32 protein-coding genes are annotated in these 25,754 nt (G+C 38.5%); 8 read left to right on the top strand and 24 right to left on the bottom strand.

The features are described from left to right. Positions 1-91: 91 nt before the first annotated feature. Positions 92-1,105, top strand: a complete 1,014-nt coding sequence (locus F931_RS12905) for an AraC family transcriptional regulator (RefSeq protein WP_016141785.1) — start codon at positions 92-94, stop codon at positions 1,103-1,105. A gap of 44 nt (positions 1,106-1,149) precedes the next feature. Here F931_RS12905 and ttdB read toward each other — a convergent pair whose 3' ends face one another. Genes ttdB through F931_RS12890 form a run of 3 tightly spaced genes read right to left on the bottom strand, consistent with a single transcriptional unit; the run spans position 1,150 to position 4,002 of the window. Further along, a complete protein-coding gene (gene ttdB, locus F931_RS12900) occupies positions 1,150-1,758 on the bottom strand; it encodes a L(+)-tartrate dehydratase subunit beta (protein WP_000722967.1) in 609 nt (202 codons plus the stop codon). Then, positions 1,755-2,654: a L(+)-tartrate dehydratase subunit alpha gene (ttdA, locus tag F931_RS12895; protein ID WP_000356537.1), complete on the bottom strand. Its 900-nt coding sequence runs from the start codon at positions 2,652-2,654 to the stop codon at positions 1,755-1,757. Before ttdA ends, ttdB begins: the two co-directional genes overlap by 4 nt. Before the next feature lie 49 nt (positions 2,655-2,703). After that, positions 2,704-4,002 carry an MFS transporter gene (locus tag F931_RS12890; protein WP_016141784.1) on the bottom strand — a complete coding sequence of 433 codons (1,299 nt, stop codon included), beginning with the start codon at positions 4,000-4,002 and terminating at the stop codon, positions 2,704-2,706. A 238-nt stretch (positions 4,003-4,240) separates the two neighbouring features. On the opposite strand from F931_RS12890, the gene F931_RS12885 reads away from it, so the two are divergent. Further along, complete coding sequence (locus F931_RS12885) at positions 4,241-5,161, top strand: LysR family transcriptional regulator (RefSeq protein ID WP_016141783.1); 921 nt, start codon at positions 4,241-4,243, stop codon at positions 5,159-5,161. Between the two features lie 59 nt (positions 5,162-5,220). Here the strand turns inward: F931_RS12885 and F931_RS12880 are convergent, their stop codons facing one another. From F931_RS12880 to F931_RS12865, 4 genes are all read right to left on the bottom strand, one after another. Then, positions 5,221-6,099 (bottom strand): class I SAM-dependent methyltransferase, encoded by an 879-nt coding sequence (locus F931_RS12880; protein WP_016141782.1) that lies wholly within the window; start codon positions 6,097-6,099, stop codon positions 5,221-5,223. Between the two features lie 113 nt (positions 6,100-6,212). After that, a complete protein-coding gene (locus F931_RS12875; protein WP_016141781.1) occupies positions 6,213-7,736 on the bottom strand; it encodes a flavin-containing monooxygenase in 1,524 nt (507 codons plus the stop codon). 22 nt (positions 7,737-7,758) lie between these two features. Continuing rightward, positions 7,759-8,592 carry an SDR family NAD(P)-dependent oxidoreductase gene (locus F931_RS12870; protein ID WP_016141780.1) on the bottom strand — a complete coding sequence of 278 codons (834 nt, stop codon included), beginning with the start codon at positions 8,590-8,592 and terminating at the stop codon, positions 7,759-7,761. A 64-nt stretch (positions 8,593-8,656) separates the two neighbouring features. Further along, on the bottom strand, positions 8,657-9,616 hold the full coding sequence (locus F931_RS12865) for a metal-dependent hydrolase (protein WP_016141779.1): 960 nt from the start codon (positions 9,614-9,616) through the stop codon (positions 8,657-8,659). A 525-nt stretch (positions 9,617-10,141) separates the two neighbouring features. Between F931_RS12865 and F931_RS12860 the strand changes: the two genes are divergently transcribed. Then, positions 10,142-10,762 (top strand): TetR/AcrR family transcriptional regulator, encoded by a 621-nt coding sequence (locus F931_RS12860; RefSeq protein WP_002163161.1) that lies wholly within the window; start codon positions 10,142-10,144, stop codon positions 10,760-10,762. A gap of 76 nt (positions 10,763-10,838) precedes the next feature. Here F931_RS12860 and F931_RS12855 read toward each other — a convergent pair whose 3' ends face one another. Then, a complete protein-coding gene (locus F931_RS12855; protein WP_016141778.1) occupies positions 10,839-11,561 on the bottom strand; it encodes a pirin family protein in 723 nt (240 codons plus the stop codon). Between the two features lie 606 nt (positions 11,562-12,167). Here F931_RS12855 and F931_RS12850 point away from each other — a divergent pair. The 3 genes from F931_RS12850 to F931_RS12840 all read left to right on the top strand — a co-directional run bounded on the left by F931_RS12850 (position 12,168) and on the right by F931_RS12840 (position 15,150). After that, positions 12,168-12,410, top strand: coding sequence for a hypothetical protein (locus F931_RS12850; RefSeq protein ID WP_016141777.1), 243 nt, complete (start codon positions 12,168-12,170; stop codon positions 12,408-12,410). A gap of 305 nt (positions 12,411-12,715) precedes the next feature. Further along, entirely contained in the window at positions 12,716-14,035 is a 1,320-nt protein-coding gene (locus F931_RS12845; RefSeq protein ID WP_016141776.1) for an NCS2 family permease, read from the top strand. Between the two features lie 116 nt (positions 14,036-14,151). Further along, on the top strand, positions 14,152-15,150 hold the full coding sequence (locus F931_RS12840; protein WP_016141775.1) for an adenosine deaminase: 999 nt from the start codon (positions 14,152-14,154) through the stop codon (positions 15,148-15,150). A 43-nt stretch (positions 15,151-15,193) separates the two neighbouring features. Here F931_RS12840 and yceJ read toward each other — a convergent pair whose 3' ends face one another. Continuing rightward, the gene (gene yceJ / locus F931_RS12835) at positions 15,194-15,751 is read right to left on the bottom strand and encodes a cytochrome b (protein ID WP_016141774.1); all 558 of its coding nucleotides are present in this window, start codon (positions 15,749-15,751) and stop codon (positions 15,194-15,196) included. A 239-nt stretch (positions 15,752-15,990) separates the two neighbouring features. Between yceJ and F931_RS12830 the strand changes: the two genes are divergently transcribed. After that, positions 15,991-16,374: a hypothetical protein gene (locus F931_RS12830; protein ID WP_016141773.1), complete on the top strand. Its 384-nt coding sequence runs from the start codon at positions 15,991-15,993 to the stop codon at positions 16,372-16,374. 71 nt (positions 16,375-16,445) lie between these two features. Continuing rightward, positions 16,446-17,012 (top strand): ribonuclease HII, encoded by a 567-nt coding sequence (gene rnhB / locus F931_RS12825; RefSeq protein WP_002163155.1) that lies wholly within the window; start codon positions 16,446-16,448, stop codon positions 17,010-17,012. 67 nt (positions 17,013-17,079) lie between these two features. Here rnhB and csrA read toward each other — a convergent pair whose 3' ends face one another. The 15 genes from csrA to F931_RS12750 form a co-directional block, all read right to left on the bottom strand. Then, positions 17,080-17,334: a carbon storage regulator CsrA gene (gene csrA, locus F931_RS12820; protein WP_000906487.1), complete on the bottom strand. Its 255-nt coding sequence runs from the start codon at positions 17,332-17,334 to the stop codon at positions 17,080-17,082. A 246-nt stretch (positions 17,335-17,580) separates the two neighbouring features. Beyond that, the gene (gene lysC / locus F931_RS12815; protein ID WP_016141772.1) at positions 17,581-18,861 is read right to left on the bottom strand and encodes an aspartate kinase; all 1,281 of its coding nucleotides are present in this window, start codon (positions 18,859-18,861) and stop codon (positions 17,581-17,583) included. Positions 18,862-19,070: 209 nt separating this feature from the next. Next, positions 19,071-19,322 (bottom strand): hypothetical protein, encoded by a 252-nt coding sequence (locus tag F931_RS12810; protein ID WP_016141771.1) that lies wholly within the window; start codon positions 19,320-19,322, stop codon positions 19,071-19,073. Beyond that, a complete protein-coding gene (locus F931_RS12805) occupies positions 19,323-19,667 on the bottom strand; it encodes a hypothetical protein (protein ID WP_016141770.1) in 345 nt (114 codons plus the stop codon). It lies immediately after the preceding gene. Further along, a complete protein-coding gene (locus tag F931_RS12800; protein ID WP_016141769.1) occupies positions 19,664-20,173 on the bottom strand; it encodes a phage protein in 510 nt (169 codons plus the stop codon). The genes F931_RS12805 and F931_RS12800 overlap by 4 nt, the downstream gene beginning before the upstream one ends. Further along, the gene (locus tag F931_RS12795) at positions 20,170-20,706 is read right to left on the bottom strand and encodes a hypothetical protein (RefSeq protein WP_016141768.1); all 537 of its coding nucleotides are present in this window, start codon (positions 20,704-20,706) and stop codon (positions 20,170-20,172) included. Before F931_RS12795 ends, F931_RS12800 begins: the two co-directional genes overlap by 4 nt. Next, positions 20,703-21,101, bottom strand: a complete 399-nt coding sequence (locus tag F931_RS12790; protein ID WP_016141767.1) for a hypothetical protein — start codon at positions 21,099-21,101, stop codon at positions 20,703-20,705. The genes F931_RS12795 and F931_RS12790 overlap by 4 nt, the downstream gene beginning before the upstream one ends. After that, positions 21,098-21,391: a hypothetical protein gene (locus tag F931_RS12785; protein ID WP_016141766.1), complete on the bottom strand. Its 294-nt coding sequence runs from the start codon at positions 21,389-21,391 to the stop codon at positions 21,098-21,100. Before F931_RS12785 ends, F931_RS12790 begins: the two co-directional genes overlap by 4 nt. A 141-nt stretch (positions 21,392-21,532) precedes the next feature. Further along, positions 21,533-22,561 (bottom strand): ead/Ea22-like family protein, encoded by a 1,029-nt coding sequence (locus tag F931_RS12780; protein WP_016141764.1) that lies wholly within the window; start codon positions 22,559-22,561, stop codon positions 21,533-21,535. Positions 22,562-22,573: 12 nt separating this feature from the next. Next, on the bottom strand, positions 22,574-23,254 hold the full coding sequence (locus F931_RS12775; RefSeq protein WP_016141763.1) for a 3'-5' exonuclease: 681 nt from the start codon (positions 23,252-23,254) through the stop codon (positions 22,574-22,576). Positions 23,255-23,424: 170 nt separating this feature from the next. Continuing rightward, complete coding sequence (locus F931_RS12770) at positions 23,425-23,793, bottom strand: hypothetical protein (protein WP_016141762.1); 369 nt, start codon at positions 23,791-23,793, stop codon at positions 23,425-23,427. After that, complete coding sequence (locus tag F931_RS12765; protein ID WP_016141761.1) at positions 23,790-24,119, bottom strand: hypothetical protein; 330 nt, start codon at positions 24,117-24,119, stop codon at positions 23,790-23,792. The genes F931_RS12770 and F931_RS12765 overlap by 4 nt, the downstream gene beginning before the upstream one ends. A 58-nt stretch (positions 24,120-24,177) precedes the next feature. After that, positions 24,178-24,438: a hypothetical protein gene (locus F931_RS12760; protein WP_000350171.1), complete on the bottom strand. Its 261-nt coding sequence runs from the start codon at positions 24,436-24,438 to the stop codon at positions 24,178-24,180. A gap of 85 nt (positions 24,439-24,523) precedes the next feature. After that, positions 24,524-25,327 (bottom strand): DUF2303 family protein, encoded by an 804-nt coding sequence (locus tag F931_RS12755; protein WP_016141760.1) that lies wholly within the window; start codon positions 25,325-25,327, stop codon positions 24,524-24,526. 40 nt (positions 25,328-25,367) lie between these two features. Continuing rightward, complete coding sequence (locus F931_RS12750; RefSeq protein WP_000105905.1) at positions 25,368-25,700, bottom strand: hypothetical protein; 333 nt, start codon at positions 25,698-25,700, stop codon at positions 25,368-25,370. Between the last annotated feature and the right edge of the window lie 54 nt (positions 25,701-25,754).

The raw sequence follows: 25,754 nt of genomic DNA, 5'->3' as shown, positions 1-25,754 counted from the left end.
TTTCCTATATGCAGAATAGACGTTTATTAACTTGATTTAGAGGATGGATGAGGACAAAATATTGTGATTCGAGGACATTTTGGAAAGTACAGTGACGTACGCTTGGGCATTTGAACGCAGCATACATAGTGTCCGACTCATGGCTGATTTTGCAGTAGAAGCAGGTGCTTCTTATCAGACCATTTTAGACGGAACAGGACTGAGTCAACAGCAGTTGCTTGACCCGAATATGGTGGTCTCGGGGCACCAAGAATTAAAGCTCATCCATAATTTAGTCGAACTCTTTGAAGATCGGCCAACTTTAGGTTTAGAAGTAGGTACACGTTATCATTTCACCACATTTGGACCTTTAGGCATGGCGCTTATAAGTAGTGCCAGCATCCGTGAAGCGCTTGATTTTGCACTGACTTATTTTTCATTAACATTTGCGTTTACCCGTTTTATTGTTTCAGACACTAAAGACGGCACTCTTATTGAACTCACAGATGGAGATATACCATCTTCGGTTAGACAATTTATTATTCAACGTGATGCTGCCGCGCTTATTACGGTGCAACGCGACTTAGTACAAGATAATTTTTGCCAGTATTTGGCTTTTTCTTTTCAGCCTAAACACGATGTACAACCTTATATAGATTTGTTTGGCATCTTGCCAGAGTTTGGCGCAGGCCGGAATTTTGTTCTACTCGATGCGCACAAAGTCGACCAGAAATTGCAGATGGCGAATGATCTGGTTTTACATACAGCTGAAGAGCAATGTCGGCAAATTCTCGATAAACGTCAGTCACAAAAGAAGTTCACGGCATTGGTGCAACAACAATTGATGAATATTCGCGGTGAAATGCCATCCATGGAAGTGGTTGCCAATCGACTGCATTTAAATGCTCGCACTTTACGTCGCCATTTAGCGCAAGAAGAGATGACGTTTATCCAGATTCGTGAAGAAGTTAGACAGGTTTTAGCAGAACAATATTTGACCGTGCCTAAGGCTTCAGTTGAACAGATTGCAGAGTGGTTAGGCTATGCAGAAACGGCCAGTTTTATTCATGCTTATAAAAGATGGCATGGTAAAACACCTCATGCCATGCGTTTAGTACAAAAATAAAAAAGATGAAGGGGCTTTTGCTTTCCCTTCATCTAAAGAGTGATTTATTTAATAAAGCTCAGTTGTTTGCTGATTTTTTCTAAAATTGGAGCTTTCTTGGCCTGAAACTCAACTTTGTTTTGTTGAATCAGATTATTGCCTTTTGTATCGATAGAAATAATGAGAGGACCAAATTCTCTTACTCGATTAATCCAAAGAGTTTCTGGCATACCTAAATCCTGCCATTCAGCACCTTCAATCTCTTCAACCAAAGTTGCTGCAAGCACTGCGCATCCACCTGGAAAAATGGCATGAACAGCAATATTTTCCTGACATCCAGCAGCTGTTTCTGGACCCATTCCGCCTTTACCCACAATAAGCTTAACGCCAGTTTGTTTGATAAATTCCCGCTCGAATTTTTCCATTCGCATACTTGTTGTTGGGCCAATCGAAACCATTTCGAAGTCGTTTTCACCTTTCTTGCGCACAATAGGGCCAGCGTGAAAAATCGCTCCGCCTTCAAGATTAACTGGCAGTTCACGACCTTGTTCGATTAGTCTGCGATGGGCAACGTCACGACAAGTTACCAAACGGCCAGTCAAATAAACCACATCACCGACTTTAAGGTCTAAAAGATCTTCATCTTTAATAGGAGTTGTCAGAATTTTTTTCATAGTACAACTCCTTCATGAGACAAGATTTCATAAGACATATCTGGGTTAATCTTAATTTTGCCACGGCGATGTGCCCAGCAACCTGTATTTACGGCAACCCCAATGGTTGATGGATGGCGTGCAGAAGATTCAATATTGACTCCCATCACACTGTTATTCCCTGTGAGTCCCTGAGGACCAATACCAATTTCATTAAGACCTTGTTCTAACAGTTGTTCCATTAAGGCAGCGCGTGGGTTCTCACTTGTTGAGTCAACCGGACGCATAATGGCGAGTTTAGAAAGACGAGCAGCGGTTTCAACCGAAGTTGATACGCCCACACCAACCAGTAACGGCGGACAAGCATTTACACCGCGTTCGGTAATAACGTCCATCACAAATTCAGCAACACCTTCATAGCCTTGACCTGGCATTAAAACTTTTGCTGCACCCGGTAGGGTACAACCGCCACCAGCCATATAGACATCAATGGTACAAGTGTCGAGTTCAGGCACAATACGCCAGTCTAACCATGGAATTTGAGTGCCTGTATTGGTGCCCGTATTTTTTTCATCGAAGGTTTCAACAGCATTGTGGCGTAAAGGACCTATGCGTGTTGCTTCAGCAGTTGCTTCGCTCAAAATATCTTGAAGTTCACCAAGCAAAGGGAAGTTGGCACCTGCTTCAACGAAATATTGAATCACACCCGTGTCTTGGCAGCTTGGGCGGTTGAGTTTATCCGCAGCTTGCTGATTTTCTTCCATCGAGTCATAAACTGATTTAGCGAGAGGATTGGTTTCTAAAGTACGAAGTTCAATTAACTTGCTTTTCACATCTTTAGGTAGGCGTTTTCCAATATAAGCCGTAAATTTGGCCATGGTGTCCGTAAGGGACTGGACGGCAATATCTTTGTCCATGTTGTGCTCCTTGAAGAAACTTGTTCAGATCTAATTGATGTAAATAAGGTTAGTGGGTGGCTTTGGCAGTGTTTACTTTCAATTTTTGGGAGAAGCTCAGCACTAGTGTCAGTAAGGTCGAGATAATGAGTAGGCCTGCCACAAAATAGAGCCCACCTGTGAAGTCTCCAGTTTGATCTTTAATCCAGCCGATCATGGCAGGGCCTGCAAACCCACCTAAATTTCCAATTGAGTTAATCGTGGCAATGCCTGCTGCTGCGGCTGATCCTGACAAGAACATGGTGGGCATGCTCCATAGCGGTGGCTTGGCACAGCTAATACCGACATTCACAATGGTTAGTGCTGCAATTAATCCAATGACATTGTGTGTGCCTGCTGCAATTGCGAGACCAACCGCCGCGGTTAAACACGCGAGAGCAACATGCCAAGTACGTTCATTGGTGCGGTCAGAGTGTCGAGACCATAAAACCATGGCAATGACAGAAACGATGGGTGGAATGGCATTTAAAAGCCCGACAGTCATAGACGTTACGCCAAGCTGTTTAATAATTTGTGGTGCCCATATTCCAAGGGTATAAAGCCCAGCTGACGTTCCGAAATAAATCAATGCAAGGGCAAGTACTCGTGGGTTGGCAAGACCGCGAAGAATGCTGTGATGCTGAGGCGCATTTTTCCCGACATCTTCTTCTTTCATGGTTTTTACAAGCCATTCACGTTCATCCTGTTTTAACCAAGTGGCTTGTTCAGGGCGGTCAGTCATATATTTAAAAACGACAACGCCTAAGATGAGTGCTGGTATTGCTTCAATAATGAACATCCACTGCCAGCCAGCGAGACCCCAAATTCCATGCATTTCAAGTAACGCGGCAGAGATTGGTGAACCAACTGCTGTGGCAATTGGGGCGGCTGCCATAAATAAAGCAATCACACCAGCGCGATGGCGTGCAGGAAACCAGTAAGTTAAGTACAAAATAATGCCTGGAAAGAAACCCGCTTCGGCAACACCGAGTAAAAATCGCATAACGTAAAAGCTGGTTGAGCTTTCAACAAATGCCATACCAGCTGCAATCAGACCCCAAGTCACCATGACTCGAGCAATCCAGATACGGGCACCGACTTTATGCAAAATAATGTTGGATGGGACTTCAAATAAGAAATAGCCCAAAAAGAAAATTCCGGCACCAAACCCGAGAACTGAGGCGGTAAAACCTAGGTCTTCTTTCATGGTGAGCGCGGCAAAGCCAATATTGACGCGGTCGATATAGGCTACAAGGTATAACAACATAATAAACGGTACGATTCTCCACGTGATTCGACGTAACGTTCGCTTTTCAATATCCATTTCCATGTCATGACTCCATATTCATGACTACCAATCCTGATTGGTAGTTTTCGCTTTCTTTACCGCTATTCATTCGGCTAGATGGCTTTTTCCCGTTCATCCACAGCATTCCTTCTGCGGACGTTTTTATGCTCTTAAATAAGAGACGGCTTATGTCGGGAAACAATGAAATGGATGTTAAACCCTTTAAAAAACTGATGAATCGATATAAAGTTAAATCACTATTGCAAAAAACTTAATAATCATGAATGCAGATACGGAATTAGCTTTCTTTTGTTTATTGGTTAAACAAGGAAGTCTTGTCGCAACGGCACGAGAGTTAAACTTGACCCCACCTGCGGTTTCCAGACGTTTAACTCAACTTGAAGAGCGTTTAGGTGTAAGGCTTTTAAATAGAACAACACGCCGAATTAGCTTAACCAGTGAAGGTGAGGTCTACTTTGAAAATGCGGTTCGTATTTTAAAAGAGATCGATGAAATGGAGCGTTTGGTTTCAAGTAGTCGAGCAGCTCCCAAAGGGGTATTGCGTGTGAATGCACCTTTAGGCTTTGGTCGTTCTTATATTGCCCCAGCGATTTCTACATTTGCCAAAATCTATCCTGATGTCGATGTCCAACTGCATTTAACTGACCGCCCGATTAATCTGCCAGATGAAGCCATTGATGTGTCAATCCGCTTTGGCGAAATACCCGATTCGCGTCTAATTGCAAAAAAATTGGCAGCCAACCGCCGTTTATTATGTGCATCACCTAGCTATTTAAAAATGGCAGGGCAACCGCTCACTCCCCATGATTTAACACAGCATCAGTGCATTGTGATTCGGCAAAATGATTCTGCTTATGGGAATTGGCGGTTAAGTCATGGCAAACAGGTTGAAACTGTTAAAGTTCATGGGCAACTGAGTACCAACGATGGGGCAGTCGCATTAAATTGGGCTTTAGAAGGCTACGGTATTTTGATGCGAGCAGAATGGGACGTAGCAAAATATTTAAGAAGTGGCAGATTGGTTCAAGTGCTAGCGGACTATGAAACACCACCCGCAGATGTCTATGCGGTGTATTTAGAGAGACTGAATTTGTCACCTAAAGTCGCGCACTTTTTAGATCATTTACGCCAATTTTTAAATCAGCATGTCGATGGGCCAGAGCCGCGTTCAAGCTGGTAATGATAGGACTAATCTTAATTATAAAAAAGCCAACTTAAAGTCTAAGTTGGCTTTCAACATTATTTTCTATTTAAACGCAAATGTAGCAAACGTGTTGCCGATGTATGGCGAATTTCATCAATTCGCGCATTAAAATATCGTTCAGTAATGGCTTCACCTGATAAATCTTCGACTACTTCAAAACCCATCTGCTCCACTGCATGATGTAAATCTTTTGGTTTAAATTGACCTAATAAAGGTTCTTTCAGCAAATGGGTAAACTGTGCAACGCCCATGCTTCCAAGTCGCTCAATACCGTTTAATTCCTGAAAATCAGTCGAATAGTCGAGTACAACTTCACTACCGTTTGCAGCAAATTCAGCAATACTTTTTAAAGTTTGCAAAGTGGTTTGAGGGTTTAAATAGTGTGTTGTGCCTAACCACGAAAAAAATGCAGGAGCGGTTGGCTCATAGAGACTTCTAGTCAAGGCTTCCGAAATAGACTCTTTTTCAAAGTTAATCGCGACAAACTCAACGGTAGTAGGAATATTTCCTAACTTTTTTAGCTTGGCTTGTTTTGCCGCTTGCGTGTCAGGATGGTCCACTTCAAAAATTTTCAAAGCAGGGTAATGGTGAGACTCGCGTAGGGCAAAAGAGTCTAGGCCAGCACCTACCAATACATATTGTTGAGTGTTCTGTTGAACTGCTAGATCAAGTAAATCTTCGGCATAACGCGAGCGCCCGACCACTTGTCCAGTAAGTAGACCTAAAGTACGATTTAAAACCGCAGAATTCATGACCTTAACAATCAGTGAATTAGAAAGAAGTTTTTTCCAGCCTTTACTGGTTAGCTCAAAAGCATAAGGATCTGAAAATACAGGGTTCTGTGTATTTTGAAAATGATTGGCCCGTAATGCAGCAGCAGCTTCGGCGGTACGACTTGATTGACCTTCTTTCATCTTTATCCTGTTTTTTTATTTCTTGAAGATATTCAACGAAGAAGGCAGTGTATTTCATGAAAGTCAAAAATACACTGCCTGTTTCTTACAACTGATTTGATTGAAATTACAAATTAGTGGGTTTTTGTCGTTTGATACGTCACTTCATAATCTTTCAAATCTACTTTTTTCAAACGTTGTTTTAGCTTTTTCAATGACCAAGGCCATGCGGCAAAGTTGCGTCCGTTTGCATCGAGGTAGTAACTCTTACATCCGCCACTATTAAATACGGTCGTTTGCAAGTGTTTTTGCACTAAATCGTTATGCTTTTTAATCACATCAGATTTAACATTTAATTTGCTAATTCCTTTGTTTTTAATTTTCAATAAGCCATCTACGATATAGTCGAGCTGCGCTTCTGCTAGACCAATGAAAGAGTCATAGACCAATACGTTAGGACCCAAAACTAAAAATGCATTTGGTACATTTTCAATGTTGGTACCTAAGTAAGCCTCTGGCGAACTATCTTTCCATATATCTTGTAAACATTGACCTTTTTCATTGTGGACACGTTTACCAATTGGCGGGTGAGATACTTCAAAGCCTGTACCCCAAATAATCACATCAACTTCATGACGTTCACCATTGGCAGCAACCACCGTATTCCCTTCAACTTTCACTAAACCATGAGGAATGAGAGTCGTGTTTGGTGCTTGTAGCGCAGGGTAGTAATTGTTAGCGAATAAAATACGTTTACAGCCAATATCAAAGTTTGGTGTGACATTTTTACGTAGCACAGGATCATTAATCTGCAATTTAAGTAATTGCTTACCCAAAACATTTACTGGTTTTAGGGCAAGGGGGTTACGTAAACCAAAGTTAATTGCATTTAGTGTTAACGCTACACTTTTACGCCAGCTCGCCTGAATAGCTGGATATTTCGCAATGACTGATTTACTAAATTCACCTAAGTCTGTATCTGGTTTTGGTAATACCCAAGGTGCTGTACGTTGGAATACAAAAAGCTCTTTCGCTTTTGGTTGAATTTGTGGCACAAACTGAATGGCAGATGCGCCAGTACCAATCACGGCAATACGTTTACCTGTCAAATCATAATCATGGTTCCATTTAGCCGAATGGAACATTTCGCCTTTAAATGTTTCTAAACCCTCAAGACGTGGAATCTGAGCTTCGGTAATTGGACCTGTGGCAAAAATAACGGTTTTAGACAAATATTGACCAGTCGTGGTATCCAGTACCCACACGTGACGTGAGTCATCCCATGCTGCATTCAGCAATTCATTATTAAACTCGATTTTAGACGTCACATTAAATTCGTTACTCACATCTTCCAGATAACTTAAGATTTCTGGTTGGCGAGCAAATAAATGGCTCCATTTTGCACTTGGTGCAAATGAGTAAGAATAAAGAGCAGACGGTACATCGCAACCACAACCTGGATAGGTATTTTCACGCCATGTTCCACCCACGCGGCCAGCTTTTTCAATAATCTTATAATTGGTATAACCAACTTGATCTAGGCGAATGGCAGCAGCGATCCCTGAAATGCCTGCACCCACAATAAAAGTATCGAAAATATGGCTTGGTGATTTGACAGCTTTTTTTGCTGAAGCATTTGTTTTCATTTGCGCAGTCATATGTGTACTACCTATAAATTTCTTATTTAAATAATTTGTACGATGTACCAAGGAACTTGGTATACAAGCTTGGAGATGCACGTTTCATGAGCCAGAATAACTTCGCATCAATTTGAGGAATGGTATACAACTCATCCTGATCAAGACGGTTAAGTGTTAATCTCGCGACATCATCACTTGTTGTTAAGGCATAGTTCATCAGTGCATGGTCTGCAAGCTTTGAATAACGTCCAGGAATTCGACCATTTTTAATGATATTGGTAGGGACCAAGGTAGGGCAGAGTACATTCACTTTAATATTAAACTTACTCAGTTCGGCAGAAAGCGTTTCTGAGAGCGCACGCACACCAGCTTTAGTCACGTTATAAGCAGTCATTTCTGGTGCAGCCGTATAGGATGCCGCAGATGCCACATTAATAATCGCGCCGTAACCTAACTTTTTAAATTTTGGAACAAAAGCATGACAACCGTGAATGACGCCCCAAAGGTTAATATTCATGACCCAGTTCCAGTCCTCTAGACTGAGTTCATCAAATTTACCACCCAATCCCACACCCGCATTATTAATGATGAGTGTTATCGGATGATCAAGTAACTGTTCTGCTTGATCAGCCAAAGCCTGTACTTGTTCTGCTTGCCCAACATCGCACTTTACAGCAAATGCTTTTTGTCCTAACTGTTCAATTAACTTTACAGTTTCTTCAGCAGCTTCGAGATTAATATCTGCACACACTACACTGCCACCACGGTTTGCCAGTTCAACTGCAAAACTTCGACCAATCCCACTGCCTGCACCCGTCACTACGGCATAAGCTTTTTGGCTTGGTTTAACTTTCTTTTTGCCAAATAAAATCATGATTCATCCATAAATAGCTTGAAGAGATACCAGCTACCTTTTTATAGCTGGAAATGCAGGACGATTAAGACATGCGTACTGGTGGGGTAAATTCTTTAACAAAATAAGGAGCAATTGCACCGCCTTCGGTCAGCAATTTCTTTTTGTAATACTCAAGATACTCAGTTGTATCATGATCATTTGGATGAAAGTCTGGACGTAAGTAGTCAAGAATTTGACCAATCGTACTACCAAAAACACCATCTTTGGGACCAAAGATTAAGCCTACACCGCGACGAGCATCTTTCCAGAATTTTAAAGTCAGCATCTCTTGTGGCTTTCTTAACACAGGCACAAATAATGTAGTTGCAGGAATTAAACCTAAGATTGTAAAAAGCGCAAGGAAGAAACCAGATGCGCGCAGTGGATAACTACCATTTAAAAGTTGATAGACATCGTAGGCAATATCTTTATGTTCAGATTCTTCAAGCATGTGCCACATCCACAACGCACGGCTTTTTGCATCATCTGAATAATAGAAATTCTTTTCATGCTTCATCATGTATTCAGCAAGTACCGCAGTAAAATGCTCAATACCCGCCATCATTGATAGTTTGAGTGGCTGTGGAAACTTTAAGAAAACATATTTAAAGAAGTTCGAGCCAAGAAATCGATAGAGCGCAACAGGATATTCGGCATCTTGAAGGGCATCGTTATATTCATTGTGCAATTTTGAATGAATTGCCTCTTGGCCAATCAGCGAAGTAACGCGCTGTTTTAAAATTGGATCTTTAATAAATTCGCGGTGATGACGAGCGGTTTCAATCACTAGATCTTCACCATAGGTTAAAAACACCGAAAGTGTGGCAAAAAACAAAGTAGCAAATTGGTTGTCCATATAAAATCTGACATCAATTTCCTTACCATCAAAACCAATATTTAAATGACGAATTGGAATTGAACTTTTGCTAGCAAAATCGGGTAACTCAATTTCACGCTGAAATGTAAGTTTCTTGAATGATTTTTTAACTGCGGTCGAGATCATGGCGACACCCTGAGGCAAAGTAGTGGTGCATTTTGATGAAAATGAATAAACTCAATGATCAACAAAGCACTATAAAATTCCATTTTCAAAAGCAGATGATTCTCTGCATTGACTACGGTGTTGTTGCTCCGTTATTTGTTTGATTATTTGGCTGAATAACGGAAAGAAGAGCCGATGTAGACAAGAGCTACTTAATGAGTCTTCTTTAATTTTTTCATATTAATCTGACATTATGTTCGGATTCAATTCGGGTAAATTTTTAAATATATAAAAGTATTTTATAGATATTTTTTGCGATAAGATTTTTAATTGATTTTGTCTTATGTAATTGAAAAGTAATAAGTTAACTCTATATTTTTTCTACAAAACTAATAAGTTAAATTGTACATTCATTAAGAGACTAAGCTCTGCTTTTCTGAATTTTTCTAACTAAGTTTGACAACTATTCGGATTTTGTTTTTTTATTTCTACCGAGTCAAATTACATGCTAATCTGACTTTATGTTCGGATTATTGATTAGATCGTATGACTACGCGTAAACCTCGTCAAACTCGAGCCAAAGTCACTGTCGACACGATTATTGAAGCAGGTTTTATTGCAGTGGCACTTCATGGACCAAGTGGTACTACAACACGTCATATTGCAGAGATTGCAGGGGTGAGTGTCGGGTCTTTATACGAATATTTTAAAAATAAAGAAGAAATTTATGATGCGATGAATCACTTTTTTGTTCGGGAAATTTTGGACATGATTACAGAGCTTACACCGACGATTTTACAGTTGGAGTTAGAGCCTGTCATTGAAATGATTTTTTATACTTTTAGTGATTTATTAAAGAAAAATAACGACCGCTATTTGACTGTTCTACGTTATGCAGGAGAGTTACAGTACGACAAATATATTCCCAAAATTGAACAGGCTTTAATGGAAGTGATCATGAAATATATGATGCATAATCCTAAATACCTAAAAATTAATAATTTGCCTGTAATTACCTATATTTGTATCAATAGTGGAATTTTTAACGTCGCGCGGCATCTTATTTTGCCAAACCCTTATATTAGTTTTGATGAAATGGTGCAGGGATTAACGACTATGATTATGAGCTATATCAATACAGAGATGGCTCGTTCAGAAGAACATTGAGCTGAGTTAGGATTTTTATAAGTCCGATCAACAATAAAAAGCCCCCGCATAAGTTTTATGCGAGGGCTTAGTTGCATTATGGCATGGTTGGAACTTCTTCTGGGCGCATATCGAATATCAAAATTTCGGCATGATCACCATTGGTAAAAGATAAGCTTCCACCTTCACGAATACGTGCCGCATCGCCAGTGTTAAAGGTTTTACCATTTACATCGACACGACCTTTAGCAACGTGTAGGTAAACATATCGACCCTCAGGAATCACAAATTCAGCAGTTTCTTCACCATTAAAAAGACCTGAGTAAATATTAATATCTTGTTTGATGGATAAAGTTTTTTCACCACCTTTAGGTGAAATGATCAAATGCAATTTACCGCGTTTGTCTGCTTCATCAATATGGACTTGTTGATAGCCCGGATCTGTATTCACTTCATTCGGGACAACCCAAATTTGCAAGAAATGGACGCCTTCTTGAGCTGAATGATTAAATTCACTATGTGCAACACCACGACCTGCACTCATGAGCTGAATGTCACCTGGCACAATCACAGAGCCTGTACCCATTGAGTCTTTATGCTCTAATGCACCTTCAAGCACATAAGAAATAATTTCCATATTACGGTGAGGGTGGGTACCAAAGCCTTTAGATGGAGCAACGTTATCATCATTAATTACAAGTAAGTCTGAAAAACCAACTTGTTTAGGGTCCCAATAGTTAGCAAATGAAAAGCTATGTTTTGATTGTAACCAACCATGATGTGCTGCACCACGTTCGTGAGATAAACGCATATCAAACATGATGTATTCTCCTCATTTAATTTTTTATCTGAGCACAGTTTATCGTAGCGTTTATAGGAGCGAAGCACTGAAAATAGAAAGCTTGGTGCGATTTATGGAACGATAAAAATAGGACGTAGTTTTGCTTATAGACAGAAAAGCAAAGAAAAAAAAATTATTTTTAAACGATATGTGGAATTCTTTGGGTAGAAGTTTTTAGTTTATAAGTTAAACAGGAAACACAAAAAATTAGTCGCTAAAGAAACAATTTTCAAGAAGACCTCAACGACAAAAATAACTTCTTTTTATTTTATTTAAGGTTTAATAAATACAAAGAAATTTTAAGCCATATACACATTTGTCTATGCTCTATCTTTAAAATAACTTAATAATTAAAACTGATAAAAAGCTAATATTAAAAATAACTAAAATAAGCTGATATAAAATAAAGTTACTTTTCAATTGAAAAGTTTAATAATTATTAAGATTATTATAAATAATTAAAAAATCACCTTTCTTTTCAATTATTTGAGTAAGAGGGTGTTATTGTAAATAAATGTGAAAATATTCACAAAGCTATAATTTTTTGTTAAGATCATTAACATTAAAAACATAGAGATAATAATAATGATCAATAAAGTATTAATAGTGTTGTGTGTGAGTATTGTCTTTGTATTAGGATATTGGGCTTATTTGGATAGTCAAAATAAAAGGCATCAAGAGCTCATGCGGATCATACAAGAAGCTGAAAGAAACCTACAAAGTATCGAACGTAATCCAAACCATGCTCATCACAGCAATTTAGCTTCTTATAATATGCAAGAATATATCGGTGACAAAAAATTATTTTCTAGCAGTATTGAGCTATAAATTTCTAACTTTTACAGTGTCATTGGTCATATCTTTTCATAAATTTTGATCATGTTTCTGTTGAATCTGTTAAACTTATTGAACGTATAGTAAAAAAGCTGCATAGGGGTTATGCAGCTTTTTTGTGTTTCAAGAGGGGCTGTGGTTATTTTCTATGCATGAAAACAGACATCAAATGAATGGCATATTTGTTGCTTCATAAGTTTGAGATTCTTGTTTATAGGGCTGAACAGAAAAACAATATTGTTCAGTGACCTACATAGACGTAAATATTCCACAGTTCAGATTTTGCATAGAGGCTACTTATGGCGGCGCCCAATTCTTCGGCAGGCTGGTTAGAGCGTTTATTTAAGTTAAGCGACAATAAAACCACTTTCCGAACTGAAGTTCTTGCTGGTGTAACTACATTCCTAACGATGTGTTACATCATTATTGTCAATCCACTCATTTTATCTGAAACCGGCATGGATCATGGTGCCGTATTCGTTGCGACCTGTTTGGCAGCAGCAATCGGATGTCTAGTGATGGGGATCATTGCTAATTATCCAATCGCACTGGCCCCTGGTATGGGTTTAAACGCTTACTTTACCTATTCGGTTTGTATGGGGATGGGCGTGCCATGGCAAACAGCTTTAGCGGCTGTTTTTGTTTCAGGCCTTGTCTTTCTTGCAATTAGCTTCTTTAAAATTCGTGAAGCGATTGTCAATGCGATTCCGATGTCGCTTAAGTTTGCAATTGGCGGTGGTATTGGTTTATTCCTAGCACTGATTGCACTAAAAAATGCCGGAATTATTGTTGATAACCAAGCAACTTTGGTTGGTTTGGGCGATATCAAACAACCAACAGTACTATTAGCGTTATTCGGATTCTTAATGATTGTGGTTTTACACCAATTAAAGGTTCGCGGCGCAATCATCATTAGTATTTTAGTTGTTACTGCAATTGCTACTGCTTTAGGTCTAAATGAATTTAAGGGTGTAGTGGGGCAAATTCCTTCAATTGCACCAACGTTCATGCAAATGGATTTTGAAGGTCTATTTACAGCAAGTATGGTCGGTGTCATCTTTGTATTCTTTATTGTCGACTTGTTTGATAGTACGGGTACGTTGGTTGGTGTATCGCACCGTGCGGGTCTTTTACAAGACGGTAAATTACCTCGTTTGAAAAAAGCATTATTTGCAGACTCTACTGCAATTGTTGCTGGTGCTGTATTAGGCACATCTTCAACTACGCCATATATTGAATCAGCTTCAGGTGTAGCAGCAGGTGGGCGTACTGGTTTAACCGCTGTTGTCGTTGCAGTTTTATTTATCTGCTGTTTATTTTTAGCACCTCTTGCTCAATCTGTACCAGGTTTTGCAACTGCGCCAGCTTTATTGTTCATTGGTGTGTTGATGATTCAAGGGATCACTCATATTGATTGGGATGATATTACTGAAGCTGTTCCAGCATTTTTAACCATTGTATTTATGCCATTTACCTATTCAATTGCTGATGGTATTGCAATGGGCTTTATTAGCTATGCATTAGTTAAATTATTCACGGGTAAGGCAAAAACTGTACCGTATATGGTATGGATTATTGCTGCGCTTTGGGTATTTAAATTTATCGCGTTTGGCGGTTAATATGATTTTTTATAATTTTCTTCTTGAGCTATCTTAGACATAGTTTTCAATAAGAAGAAAATTATAAAAGGGTGTGATTTTGACTACACCCTTTTTTCTTTAGACGTGGAGTTAATATGAATCAAGTCGAGCTGATTCGCGCCTTACCAAAAGCCGAATTGCATGTACATATTGAAGGGACTTTTGAACCTGAATTAATGTTTGCAATTGCCCAGCGCAATCAGATTCAGATTCCTTACAAATCTGTTGAAGAAGTAAAGCAAGCTTATAACTTTCATAATCTTCAATCATTCTTAGATATTTACTATGCTGGTGCAAATGTTCTTGTACATGAACAAGACTTTTACGATTTAGCATGGGCTTATTTTGAAAAATGTGCCGAAGATCGTGTTGTTCACACGGAAATGTTCTTTGATCCGCAAACCCATACTGACCGTGGTGTTGCATTCTCAACAGTGATTAGCGGTTTAAAGCGCGCTTGTGCAGATGCTAAAGCTAAGTTTGGTATCAGCTCTCAACTGATTATGTGTTTCTTACGTCATTTAAGCGAAGAAGCTGCATTTGAAACGCTTGAACAGGCGCTGCCGTTTAAGCAAGACATTATTGCAGTAGGCCTCGATTCAAGTGAAGTAGGGCATCCACCAGCTAAGTTTGAACGTGTTTTTGCTAAGGCACGTGAAGAGGGTTTCTTAATCGTTGCTCACGCTGGCGAAGAAGGTCCGCCTGAATATGTATGGGAAGCTTTAGATCTACTTAAAGTGAACCGTATTGATCATGGTGTGCGTTCTGAAGAAGATGAACAATTAATGGCGCGTTTAATTAACGAAAAAATGCCTTTAACCGTTTGTCCTTTAAGTAACTTAAAGCTATGTGTTGTTAAAGATATGAAAGATCATAATATCCGTCGTCTATTGCAAAAAGGTGTACACGTGACGGTTAACTCAGATGATCCTTCATATTTCGGTGGGTATATGAATGATAATTTCTTTGCCATCCAGCAAGCTTTAGACTTAAACAATGATGAGTTGAAGCAACTCGCAATTAATTCTTTTGAAGCTTCTTTCATTTCAGATGAAGAGAAACAAAAGTGGATTGCAGAAATCCAAAAAATCTAAATAAAAAAACCGCCTATCTCAGGCGGTTTTTTATACATCAGGTTTATTTAGGTTGTTTGGTCATGCTATTTAAAATATTGTCTTTATCGATAAAGTGATGTTTTAAAGCTGCAAGTACATGCCCAACAATAAGAAAACCTGCAAACCAAGAAATATAAATATGTAATGGTTTAACAACAGCTAAAAGCTCTGGATTATCTTGCACTAAACGCGGAATTTCAAATAAATATAAAACTGGAGCAGGGTGACCAGCACTCCAACTAAACAAACAACCAGTGACAGGTAAAGCCACCAAAATTACATACAAGAATAGATGACCAACATGTGCCAGAGTTTTCATCATTGGAGACATGGTATCAGGTAGTTTTGGAGCTGGATGAGTATAGCGCCATAAAATCCGGACAATGACTAAAAAGATAATGGTAGTTGCAATATTCTTGTGCAATGTAATGACATCGCCTTTAAAGCTGCCATCAACGTCATAACTTAAAAAATTTCCACTATAAAAGCCAATAACCCATGCTGTGATGAAAATGATTGCCATCACCCAATGCAGGATTTGTGCGGTACGGGTGTAATACTGAGAGGAAACAGCAGGCATAAAAGACCCTTTTTTTGTCGTTTTGATTTGTGATTTTAGGGGAAATCGCAGATTTTGAGAAATATTTTAAATGTAACGGAGCGTGCTAAAAACAGAACGTATTAAGCTTAAAAAAGCAATTGATGAGCTGAGTTTCGTTCCGGAAAAGAGTTTGCATAAATGCATCAAATTATTTGTTTCTTCTAAAGTCGAGTTTAGGCACAATACGCGCTGCCAAGGTTCAATCAAAGGAAAAAATGATGAAAAAATTGATGCTCGCTCTAGCACCAGTTGTTTTAGCTTTAACAGCATGCGCAACGACTACAGGCACTGACACAGGTTCTGCACAAACGACAACTCAACAATTAGGCGTTGCTGCGTTAAAAGTTGCGGTAAATGCAAAATGTATTACAGAGATTAATAATGTTGCGGCTTGGAAAACAGCAACAAAATATATGACTGCTGAGCAACGTGATAGCATCCAAACCAATGTATGTGGTTGTGTAAGCGAAAAAGCTCCAAACAGTGTGACTGCAGTAGAATTAGCAGCAGCTGCACTTGATGTAAACACACGTGCTACAATCGTAAACCAAGTGGTTTCTAAAACTGTAAACGCTTGTGTGGCAGAAGCTTTACAAAAGTAATTAATAATTTTGTGTTAAAGAAGGCTGATTACTATTGATCAGCCTCTTTTGTTTTTAAAGGTAGTAAGTCGATGTTTATTGCTGGTGTAGATGAGGCAGGACGGGGGCCTTTAGTAGGTTCGGTTGTAGCAGCAGCTGTGATTTTAGATCCGAATAATCCAATTTTGGGATTGAATGATTCTAAAAAATTAACTGAAAAGAAACGTGAAAAGTTGTTTATTGAAATACAAGAAAAAGCTTTAGCTTGGTCAATTGCCGAAGCAACACATGCTGAAATTGATGAACTAAATATTTTACAGGCAACTTTTTTGGCTATGCAACGGGCTGTTGATGGTTTGAAAACCCAACCACAAAAAGTAATTGTAGATGGTAACCAAATTCCTAAAGGAATCATTATTCCTTGTGAAGCCATTGTTGGTGGAGATGCAAGCCATGCTGAAATTAGTGCAGCGAGTATCTTGGCAAAAGTGACACGAGATCGACAAATGGCAGAATTAGATCAGCAATATCCGTTATTTGGTTTTGCCAAACATAAAGGATATCCAACCAAAGCGCACTTTGAAGCGATTGCTGTGCATGGCGTGATTGATCAGCATCGCCGTAGTTATGCACCTGTTAAACGTGCTTTAGGTTTATAAATACAAACACTTAAAAAATTTAAAGCGACTATAAAGTCGCTTTAATTAGGGAGAGAACAACTTCATACTAACGATTGAAGTTTTTCTGTGCATAATTATCATCTTCATAAGAAACTTGATAATCTTGATCAAGATGTTGAAGGTGTTCATGCATTGCACGTTCATGTTGAATACGTTGATAAATTTCTTCGCGATGAACAGAAACCTCTTTTGGTGCATTCACACCAATTCGAACTTGGTTTCCTTTGACGCCAAGCACAGTAACACTGACTTGATCCCCAATCATTAATGTTTCCCCGACACGGCGGGTCAGAATCAGCATGTTTATCTCCTTGCTAAACGCTTAAAACTGCAATATTGGTACCCAAATAAAAAGCTCAACCTCAGTTTTCAGTCAGATTCTAACAGAAATATGAGAACAAAGTCATATTTTGATAATCTCTGCCAAAAAACTTTCCGTTTAATATAACAGAGCCGCTATAAAAAAAACTATAGCGGCTCTGTGTTTTCTTTGATTATTGTCGGACAAGTAAACATTTTTTAATGAATTCTTGACCGTTCGGTACATTTAAGCGCGTGCGCTGCTTTCACCATGTTCACGATCTAAACCAAAAGCGGTATGTAGACAACGAACTGCAAGCTCAAGGTATTTCTCGTCGATAATGACAGAAACCTTAATTTCAGATGTTGAAATCATAAGGATGTTGATACCTTCATCAGCAAGGGCAGTGAACATTTTGCTCGCTACACCTGCGTGTGAACGCATACCTACACCAACAATAGACACTTTAACGATGTCATCACGTGTTGAAACTTCACGTGCACCAATATTTTTGGCAGTTTCATTTAAGATTTTTTCAGCTTTCGCTAAATCAACACGGTTTACAGTGAAAGTAAAATCTGTTGTACCATCTTCTTCAACATTTTGGACTATCATATCCACTTCAATGTTGGCATCACTTACTGGTGATAAAATTTTAGAAGCAATACCTGGCTCATCAGGTACACCTAAAATTGTTAATTTTGCTTCGTCACGGTTAAAAGCGATACCTGCAATGATTGGCTGTTCCATAGTGTCTTCTGCCTCAGTAGTAATGAGTGTACCTACATTTTCTTTAAATTCGTCGTCAAATGCGCCGTCGTCATCATTATCAAAACTTGATAATACACGTAAAGGAACCTGATATTTTCCGGCAAATTCTACTGAGCGAATCTGTAAAACTTTAGAACCTAATGATGCCATTTCTAGCATTTCTTCAAAAGAAATACGGTCGATTTTTTTGGCTTTAGGAGCAACACGAGGATCAGTGGTGTAAACGCCATCTACATCAGTATAAATCTGACATTCGTCAGCTTTTAAAGCAGCAGCAAGGGCAACACCAGAAGTATCTGAACCACCTCGACCTAGTGTTGTAGTATTTCCATTGGCATCAAAACCTTGGAAACCAGCAACTACAATAACACGGCCTGCATCTAGATCATTGGTCATGACATCTGTATCAATAGACTCGATACGCGCCTTGGTAAATGCACTGTCAGTTTTAATACCGACTTGACGTCCGGTATAGGATTTAGCTTCCACACCAATCGAATTAAGTGCCATAGCTAACATGGAAATCGTCACCTGTTCACCGGTTGAAACCATTTGGTCTAACTCACGTGGGTCAGGTGTTTCGGTAATGGCTTTAGCGAGAGCAAGTAAGCGGTTTGTTTCACCACTCATTGCAGATACGACCACAACAACCTTGTGACCGTGATCATGCCAACGCTTCACACGACGAGCAACATTTAAAATGCGCTCGGGGGTACCCATAGAAGTACCGCCATATTTTTGAACGATTAATGCCATATCGCCTAAACCCTTATTATTAAACGGGAAAAGTATATTCTTGCTTCCTTGGTTTCATAATATGTACACTCTTATGTACATAAATGAAATTGCTGAGTTTATCTAGCAAGCCGTGATTCGGCGGACAGTATATAGTAACGGTAATATGCTAACAATCATTGATCTGGACTAATTTAATCAAGTTTACTGATTGTTAGCTTCTACCTAACTTATATAGCTTTCAAATATTCAGGTTCTATTACATCTGTGGTTTCAGTGTCTTCATCATTTTTCTTAAAACACTTTCTTTCCCACTTCTTAACTTCAATAGTTAAGTAGCGCTTCACAGCACCAGGTGTATTACCAAATGCAGGGGCAGGGAAAGGGATACCCCAAGGTGTCATAATTTCCCAGCGGCTTAATGTTCGTTTGCAGATGTCGTACTTTTTACATATGGCATTAGATGTTAAATACTTTTCCATTTAGCCCTCCGTATCACTTTTTTCTTGAACCTTAATAAGGGCCCAAGGATCTTCAACTTTACCTAACTTAATTGAATAACCTAAAAACTCATTAAGTTTTTCTATCTTTCGAATTTTAGCTAAATGGTCTGGTTGAAAATTAAAGTGGTACCAACTATTCAACTCATCGACAATTGCAAATAAATCGTTAAGTTCAAGATGGATTCTCTGTTTATTGTTTAGCTCCATAGCAGGATGTTTTTCATTCATACCAAATTGCGCAGTTTTTAAGGCAATCTGGGCTATTTCTGATGCTTCTTCAGCTAGTTTCATTAACAAAAATTGCTCATGGGTCATTTTGTTCATTGTCTAGCTCCCGATATATTAGGCACTTTATGAAAATGCATCCAATGAGAAGGTGGATCATTGTAATAATTCGCCCATATATGATTTAAAGCTTCATCTGTAGTCATGTAGTCTATTTCAGGTTCGACATCGGGTGATTCGGCCCAACAAATTAGAACCATTTTGTCGATAGGTGGCTCATCGTCTTTGACACTAATCCAAGTTGGACCGGCTTGTGCTTTGGCAGCAGCCCAAGATTTTGCACTTGTATAAAAATCTGCTTCATAATCAGGGTAACCATCTTTTGCCCATTTAAATGCAAGTGGGTCATCATTTTTATACCACTCAGCATGAGCTCGCATTTCTTTATTCCAAAGTAACCAAGCTTTATTCGTCACTATATTAAAATAGCCATTCATGCTTTCACTAAATACAAGAATGTCATTTTTTCGAATATTGCTTTCTTGCTTGAAAGTTTCAGTTTTTTTGAAATTTTCTTCAAAAAAAGCACGGTCATAAAAAATCATGAATTAGCTCCCATTCTGCTTGAATAAAGAGCTTTATTACTTTCGACTATTTCCTCACATTCTTTTTGACTACCAACGAAGAAATAATCTTTTTTAAGTTCACCAGCCTCAAATTTAGCTACCCATGTACCGTAGACCTTTTCGGCTGAGATATATGCATAGCGTTGCTTTGTGATTGAAATGATATCTTCTATGTCTAAACAATCACCCAAACAATTAAAGTCTTTTTCTTTATTTACACAATTTTCAGGCTCTTCATTGTCTTGCCACATAGTTTTAATTTCGTCTTCAACAATTAGAACTGAACCTTTAGGCAAATTATGATCCTTGGCTTTATTCCAGAATTCCCACAATTGTCGAGTTTGTTCGATCATAAAAAAGACTTGGTTATCTTCTATTATGGAATAAGAAAAGAAGTCCCTATTTGAGTAAGATGCCGCAAGATCTGGAACAAACCAAAGGTTCATACATTCTTCTTTAAAGACAGCAACTTCAGCAATCAAAGCACTTCTTTGTGCAGCTAAATCTATCATTCTTCAACTCCCGATTCGCTTTTACCTAACTTAATACAGCCTTCCTCGGGTAAATCAGCATACCAACAGTAGTATCCTTCACCGTCATAACCATCTTTTAGCCATCTAATAGTCATTTCAGTTTCCATCTGGAATTGATCTTTTTCACCGTCTGGTGCACCAAAATCAAAAGCTTCTTTTAATTCGGCACAAGTTAAAGTGAGACTCTGTTTCACTGGCACCGCCTGAGCTTTGGCTTCCCAAACTTCCTGCATTAATTCAATATCGTTATATCCAAGAGTGCAGCCAGCTTCTCGAACAACATTTGTGATAACACCTAAACAATTCCAATCAATTTTCACGATACCTTTCGTTTTAAGGTAGGTTTTGAAAGCCTCTCTTTCATTCAATGTCATGCTGCCACCTTTTGATAATTGAATTTCATTGAATTAGAAATGCCACGCATGCGAAGCTGGTTAATAAAACGTTTATCCTTATTCATCCAAACCCGGCAAAATGAAATAAATCTTTTTTGACAGACTTCATTCATTTCAAAACCATTTTTTGTTTCTATTAGGGAAATCTTTGCCACTTCTTTGCCACGCTTCATAACGATGTATCCTTTTTTATATGAAGGATAAAAACCACTTTCTGACATCCAAACAGTGAAGGGATATGACATAGAGTCAGGGATGTACTTCATCATGTTAGAATCTCCAAATAGAATCTTTAAGTTTCGCTTTGAAGAGCAAAGCTTCAGTTTCATGAAGTGAGACATTTGAAAACACTTGAGTTCTGTTTTTACCAATCACCGTAAAGGTTCTGGTTTTGCTGCTATAGATCTGTATCATTGAGGTGACTCCAATAAAAAGTTACCTTCGATCTCAAGTTCTTTTCTTCTTTTTACTACTAGTTCCATTAAGGCTTCTTGAATACGTTCATCTGCTTCTGAAATATCAATTTCAATCGCATCCAACGTAGTCAGGTCTGTAGCTCGTTTGACTCGTTCAGAAATAGAAATATTTTCTTTTGATTGACCAGCAATAATGACTAAGTGTTTATTTAACTCAGTTAAAAAAGATTTTTGATCTTCAGAAGCCCAGTCTTTCGTTTCCTCAATGAGACTATTAGCTGCATCTGCAGTTTTAGTTTTCTTTAGTTTTTCAATAAGGCCAGCTAACGGAGACTCAACAGGTTTGTCATTATGGTAACGAGTCCAATTTTCCTCTTTGTTATTGGCCTTCTTCGCAGATTTTTTTGCTTGAGTTGAGTTAGTTTCTTTATCTGCTTTAGGTTCAATTGGTCCCAAAACGTTTAGGATGTTGTCGTCATCTATACTTGTTAAACCTACTTCACCACTAATAATTGCGTTAAGTAAATTCTTAAACTCCTCACACCAATAAAGTGACTTAACAAATACCCGCAATTCACCGAAATCATGCGATTTGCGTTTAATAAATGCATCTGCAGCTGAACGAGTTAGATGGCAATTAACATCTTCCCAAAAATATTTACCATGGCAGATATGAATATTGCGGTCATACCAGTCACTTAAAATGCTTATTTGAGTAGTTGCTTTTACATCGAGAAATAGTTCGTCTTCCTCTTCAATTGCAAAGCCATTTAATGCATGTTTGTCAGTAGCTTTAAGTGATTCAAAAAAATCATCAATTGTTTTAAATGTTGATTCTTGATCGGCATCAACAATGTTAATAACTTCAACTGAGTCACTAGCTGGATCTAAACCCCAAACAATCTTTTTTTCTTGAACAACAAAAATAGGTGAATCAGTACCAGCGTTATCTTTTTCCCAAGAATTTTTGAGTTGTTGGGTAAACTCCGCCCATGTTTCAGGCGTAAATAGAGTAGGTTTCATAGTTGCTAACCTTTAAATATTTTGAAGCGCTTTACGCAAGTGTGGGTCAAGGTCTTCTTTATTCAGTAGCCATGAGATGTACGGGCGCGGTAATTCTTTAAGAGGCGTACCTTTGTGTTTACCCCATGTCATTATTTTGGGTAAACGTACAGCTTCAGACATGAGAAATAAGGAGTTCAAATCTTTAATTCCCAGTCGTTCAATTAGAGCTATTAGGATAATCCCAGTAAAATAAACATCCGCCCGTGCAGAATGTGCATGTCTTAAATGCTTGCGTGCTTCTTCTCGGTTACTCATTACGAAATAGTACAGAACAGCCAATTTATGACTTGTTAAATCAGGCCATACGTCCCTTGCTAAAGCTAAAGTACATATAGTCTTTGCCTTAATTGCTGGTCCACATTTATTTAGAGCTTTAATGTCGTAATCAATATTGTGGCCGACAATGAATTCAACACCTTCAGGTAACCGGAATGCTTCACAACTTGGTTGACCTTCAATATCCGCTTCAATGATGTTGTGTACAGCCATTGCTTCTAAATCAATCGGTTCAGGACAAGAATAGAACCGGTTAAAAACCTCATCTTTATGAACTAATAATTGACCATTCTCTAAGCTAAAAGGGGCATAAGCGATTTCAATTGGATAACCATTTAATTTGTTGGTTTCAGTATCTAAAATAATTGCTTTCATTGATCACGCACCATTTAACTGTTAGGCCAGCAATAGCCGCAGTTGTGACATTCCCATTGAGCACCAGAGCCAGAATGACTAACACCTAAAGTGCATTTGTCATTAGTACATCTAGGGCAAGTCCCATAAACCACACGAAAAGATTTAATAACTAACATAACTGTCCCCAACTAGCGTGTACCAAGCAAACCACGACGTTTTTTATAATCTTTACGATCCGGTGAGGGTATGTGCGTTCTACTAAGGATTTGATCTAACTCACGACCTCTACGATATTTAATTTCGGTTTGTAAATTACGTAGAATCCACTCTTTTGTATCTAACGTATATTGAGAAACAGGAGTTAATTCACCAGCTTCATCAATTGTATAAACGCGAGTTAAAGTGTGATTTGCTGCATAAACCGTATGGCCTAAGCGTACTTTATATAAACCACGCTCTTCATCTTTCCCCTTAAACTCGCGGAAAGATTTATTGTTTGCCGGACCATTTGGGCTATTGTTATAACGTCTAGAGCCTCGAAGGAAGTTAGTGTTCATTCGGCACCACCTGATTTAACAACACGTACTTGAACTTCAACTGGTTCATCTGAGTTAAATTGCTGCTGCCATTGTTTTGTTTTTTGCTCACGTACTTGAGCCTCTGCATCACATGCATAAATAAATGCAACAGCTATCGCACTAACTACGAGGAAGAGTAAAACATACGGCCATTTACTATCTTTTTTAAACTTTAGATCCTCTGCTGATGGATGCTGATAAAGTTTAGAAGTAGCTGGTTTATTTGTTTTATTCCCGCTGAGTTCAGGCACGAAACAAATAGGTGTAGATGGGGCAGATTGACTGTTTATATATTTCTGATTCATAATAATTTGCCTTTATAAGTACAGTATTGGTAGAAAAAGCCTCGATAGCCGTCCAAAGTCATTGAGGCTTTTTCATTTTTGTTAGCTCAGCATTTACAGACATTTGCGAAGGTTTATATCTGTACTTAAAGCCGTTTTTATTAATGCGCTCTTCATCAATTAAATTTTTCGCATTAATATTTGTGATTTCCATGTCCTTCCAATTTGGAAAGTCTTTACTTGAACATTGAATAACACGACCACAAGCCATAGCTCGTAACGCCTCCGAAACGCTAATCAAGCCTTGTTCGTCTATAACTTTGTCTTTGTAGTGATCCATGAGAGTTCACCTTTTGACGTTTACGTAGTATTGGTTGAAAAAAGCCCCGATAGCCGTCCAAAGTTTTCAGGGCTTTTTTTATTTCTTAAGATTTAAATGACCCAATTCGTACAGGGTTTTCAGGAAGTAAAGCTATTACTTCTTCTTTGAAATCTTCAATAATTTCATTACGTAATAACTCTTCTTTGACAATTTGAATGGCAAACTGAGGTGTGCTGCCAGAGCTATTCACAATTAAACGTAATTTGATTTCTCGTTCTGCAAGACCTAAGTAAGCTGAATCTTGGATGGTGAAATAAGCCGGTAATACGCCTTTTTTAGCAGACGCTGCAATTTGGGCCATTTCAGATTGAACCTGACGTGTGTTTTCTACTTCAGCGTTACTAGTAGTCGATGCTTCAATTTGCATATTTCGTACTGCAACAAGGGCATCTTTAATATCAATGACATTATTATTTTCATCAAATGCATTAAGTACTTGAGCCCAATCTTCAATGAAAACAGCAAAGTTGCGTTGATCTAATTTATGGTCTTTAAGTTGATTCAACTTTTTCCATACAACAGTTGATTCTAAACATAAAGAAGCTATGTAGTCACAATGGCCTTGGGTTTGTCCTTCTCCATGGAAGTTAAGAACTGCAATAGCTTTTACGTCATTTTGATTAACAAAAATTGGTGTATCTTTACCGCCTTCTGCAATTACAAAATCCTTAAAGTCATTAAATGTTGGTGTAGTAAATTCCCCATGAGGACGGAAGCGAGCTTCCATAAATTTTTCAGCAGCTATAACACTATAGTCATGATGCAAAGCTACAAGCTGACCACGCTCAAGGGGGATTACAGGTTTAGCTAAACCTAAAAATTTTTCGATTTCGATTTTTTCAGACATGAAGGTCTTTCCTTTAGTTGAGATAAAAAGTTTTTAAAAATTAAGCTTTTTCTTCAAAAAGCTGGTCAGTGTGTTTAGCAAAAAGCGATACATCACCACGTGTGTTTACATACATAGGTGTTTTGTCACCGTGTTCTTCGACACTTTTACCTTTTGGGAGTGGGGCATTTGAAATTAGTTTGTGCTCTACAGTTACGTTGTTGTGACCAACGCCTTTAGAGAACTTTAATTTAATTGTGATCTCGCCGACTTTTTGTGTATCAACAGCAGCACTTGCAACCTTGCTAACTGCATAGCCAAGTTGTTTTGCAAAGGCACCGCCATCGATGTCATTAATAAATTCTTCGCAATCTGTAGAGCGTAATGTACTCATTATTTATTCACCATGAGATGTGTTGGTGAATTAATTATTCATCAATGAATAGAA

Source organism: Acinetobacter pittii ANC 4050 (assembly GCF_000399685.1).
Classification (GTDB): domain Bacteria; phylum Pseudomonadota; class Gammaproteobacteria; order Pseudomonadales; family Moraxellaceae; genus Acinetobacter; species Acinetobacter pittii_E.
This window is presented reverse-complemented; position numbering and strand designations above follow the sequence as displayed.

What these genes read in the sequence shown, in the direction of transcription:
- ttdB (WP_000722967.1), bottom strand. Translation starts at nt 1,758, where the DNA reads ATGAAAAAAATTCTGACAACTCCTATTAAAGATGAAGATCTTTTAGAC.
- ttdA (WP_000356537.1), bottom strand. Translation starts at nt 2,654, where the DNA reads ATGGACAAAGATATTGCCGTCCAGTCCCTTACGGACACCATGGCCAAA.
- F931_RS12890 (WP_016141784.1), bottom strand. Translation starts at nt 4,002, where the DNA reads ATGGAAATGGATATTGAAAAGCGAACGTTACGTCGAATCACGTGGAGA.
- F931_RS12885 (WP_016141783.1), top strand. Translation starts at nt 4,241, where the DNA reads ATGAATGCAGATACGGAATTAGCTTTCTTTTGTTTATTGGTTAAACAA.
- F931_RS12880 (WP_016141782.1), bottom strand. Translation starts at nt 6,099, where the DNA reads ATGAAAGAAGGTCAATCAAGTCGTACCGCCGAAGCTGCTGCTGCATTA.
- F931_RS12875 (WP_016141781.1), bottom strand. Translation starts at nt 7,736, where the DNA reads ATGACTGCGCAAATGAAAACAAATGCTTCAGCAAAAAAAGCTGTCAAA.
- F931_RS12870 (WP_016141780.1), bottom strand. Translation starts at nt 8,592, where the DNA reads ATGATTTTATTTGGCAAAAAGAAAGTTAAACCAAGCCAAAAAGCTTAT.
- F931_RS12865 (WP_016141779.1), bottom strand. Translation starts at nt 9,616, where the DNA reads ATGATCTCGACCGCAGTTAAAAAATCATTCAAGAAACTTACATTTCAG.
- F931_RS12860 (WP_002163161.1), top strand. Translation starts at nt 10,142, where the DNA reads ATGACTACGCGTAAACCTCGTCAAACTCGAGCCAAAGTCACTGTCGAC.
- F931_RS12855 (WP_016141778.1), bottom strand. Translation starts at nt 11,561, where the DNA reads ATGTTTGATATGCGTTTATCTCACGAACGTGGTGCAGCACATCATGGT.
- F931_RS12850 (WP_016141777.1), top strand. Translation starts at nt 12,168, where the DNA reads ATGATCAATAAAGTATTAATAGTGTTGTGTGTGAGTATTGTCTTTGTA.
- F931_RS12845 (WP_016141776.1), top strand. Translation starts at nt 12,716, where the DNA reads ATGGCGGCGCCCAATTCTTCGGCAGGCTGGTTAGAGCGTTTATTTAAG.
- F931_RS12840 (WP_016141775.1), top strand. Translation starts at nt 14,152, where the DNA reads ATGAATCAAGTCGAGCTGATTCGCGCCTTACCAAAAGCCGAATTGCAT.
- yceJ (WP_016141774.1), bottom strand. Translation starts at nt 15,751, where the DNA reads ATGCCTGCTGTTTCCTCTCAGTATTACACCCGTACCGCACAAATCCTG.
- F931_RS12830 (WP_016141773.1), top strand. Translation starts at nt 15,991, where the DNA reads ATGAAAAAATTGATGCTCGCTCTAGCACCAGTTGTTTTAGCTTTAACA.
- rnhB (WP_002163155.1), top strand. Translation starts at nt 16,446, where the DNA reads ATGTTTATTGCTGGTGTAGATGAGGCAGGACGGGGGCCTTTAGTAGGT.
- csrA (WP_000906487.1), bottom strand. Translation starts at nt 17,334, where the DNA reads ATGCTGATTCTGACCCGCCGTGTCGGGGAAACATTAATGATTGGGGAT.
- lysC (WP_016141772.1), bottom strand. Translation starts at nt 18,861, where the DNA reads ATGGCATTAATCGTTCAAAAATATGGCGGTACTTCTATGGGTACCCCC.
- F931_RS12810 (WP_016141771.1), bottom strand. Translation starts at nt 19,322, where the DNA reads ATGGAAAAGTATTTAACATCTAATGCCATATGTAAAAAGTACGACATC.
- F931_RS12805 (WP_016141770.1), bottom strand. Translation starts at nt 19,667, where the DNA reads ATGAACAAAATGACCCATGAGCAATTTTTGTTAATGAAACTAGCTGAA.
- F931_RS12800 (WP_016141769.1), bottom strand. Translation starts at nt 20,173, where the DNA reads ATGATTTTTTATGACCGTGCTTTTTTTGAAGAAAATTTCAAAAAAACT.
- F931_RS12795 (WP_016141768.1), bottom strand. Translation starts at nt 20,706, where the DNA reads ATGATAGATTTAGCTGCACAAAGAAGTGCTTTGATTGCTGAAGTTGCT.
- F931_RS12790 (WP_016141767.1), bottom strand. Translation starts at nt 21,101, where the DNA reads ATGACATTGAATGAAAGAGAGGCTTTCAAAACCTACCTTAAAACGAAA.
- F931_RS12785 (WP_016141766.1), bottom strand. Translation starts at nt 21,391, where the DNA reads ATGATGAAGTACATCCCTGACTCTATGTCATATCCCTTCACTGTTTGG.
- F931_RS12780 (WP_016141764.1), bottom strand. Translation starts at nt 22,561, where the DNA reads ATGAAACCTACTCTATTTACGCCTGAAACATGGGCGGAGTTTACCCAA.
- F931_RS12775 (WP_016141763.1), bottom strand. Translation starts at nt 23,254, where the DNA reads ATGAAAGCAATTATTTTAGATACTGAAACCAACAAATTAAATGGTTAT.
- F931_RS12770 (WP_016141762.1), bottom strand. Translation starts at nt 23,793, where the DNA reads ATGAACACTAACTTCCTTCGAGGCTCTAGACGTTATAACAATAGCCCA.
- F931_RS12765 (WP_016141761.1), bottom strand. Translation starts at nt 24,119, where the DNA reads ATGAATCAGAAATATATAAACAGTCAATCTGCCCCATCTACACCTATT.
- F931_RS12760 (WP_000350171.1), bottom strand. Translation starts at nt 24,438, where the DNA reads ATGGATCACTACAAAGACAAAGTTATAGACGAACAAGGCTTGATTAGC.
- F931_RS12755 (WP_016141760.1), bottom strand. Translation starts at nt 25,327, where the DNA reads ATGTCTGAAAAAATCGAAATCGAAAAATTTTTAGGTTTAGCTAAACCT.
- F931_RS12750 (WP_000105905.1), bottom strand. Translation starts at nt 25,700, where the DNA reads ATGAGTACATTACGCTCTACAGATTGCGAAGAATTTATTAATGACATC.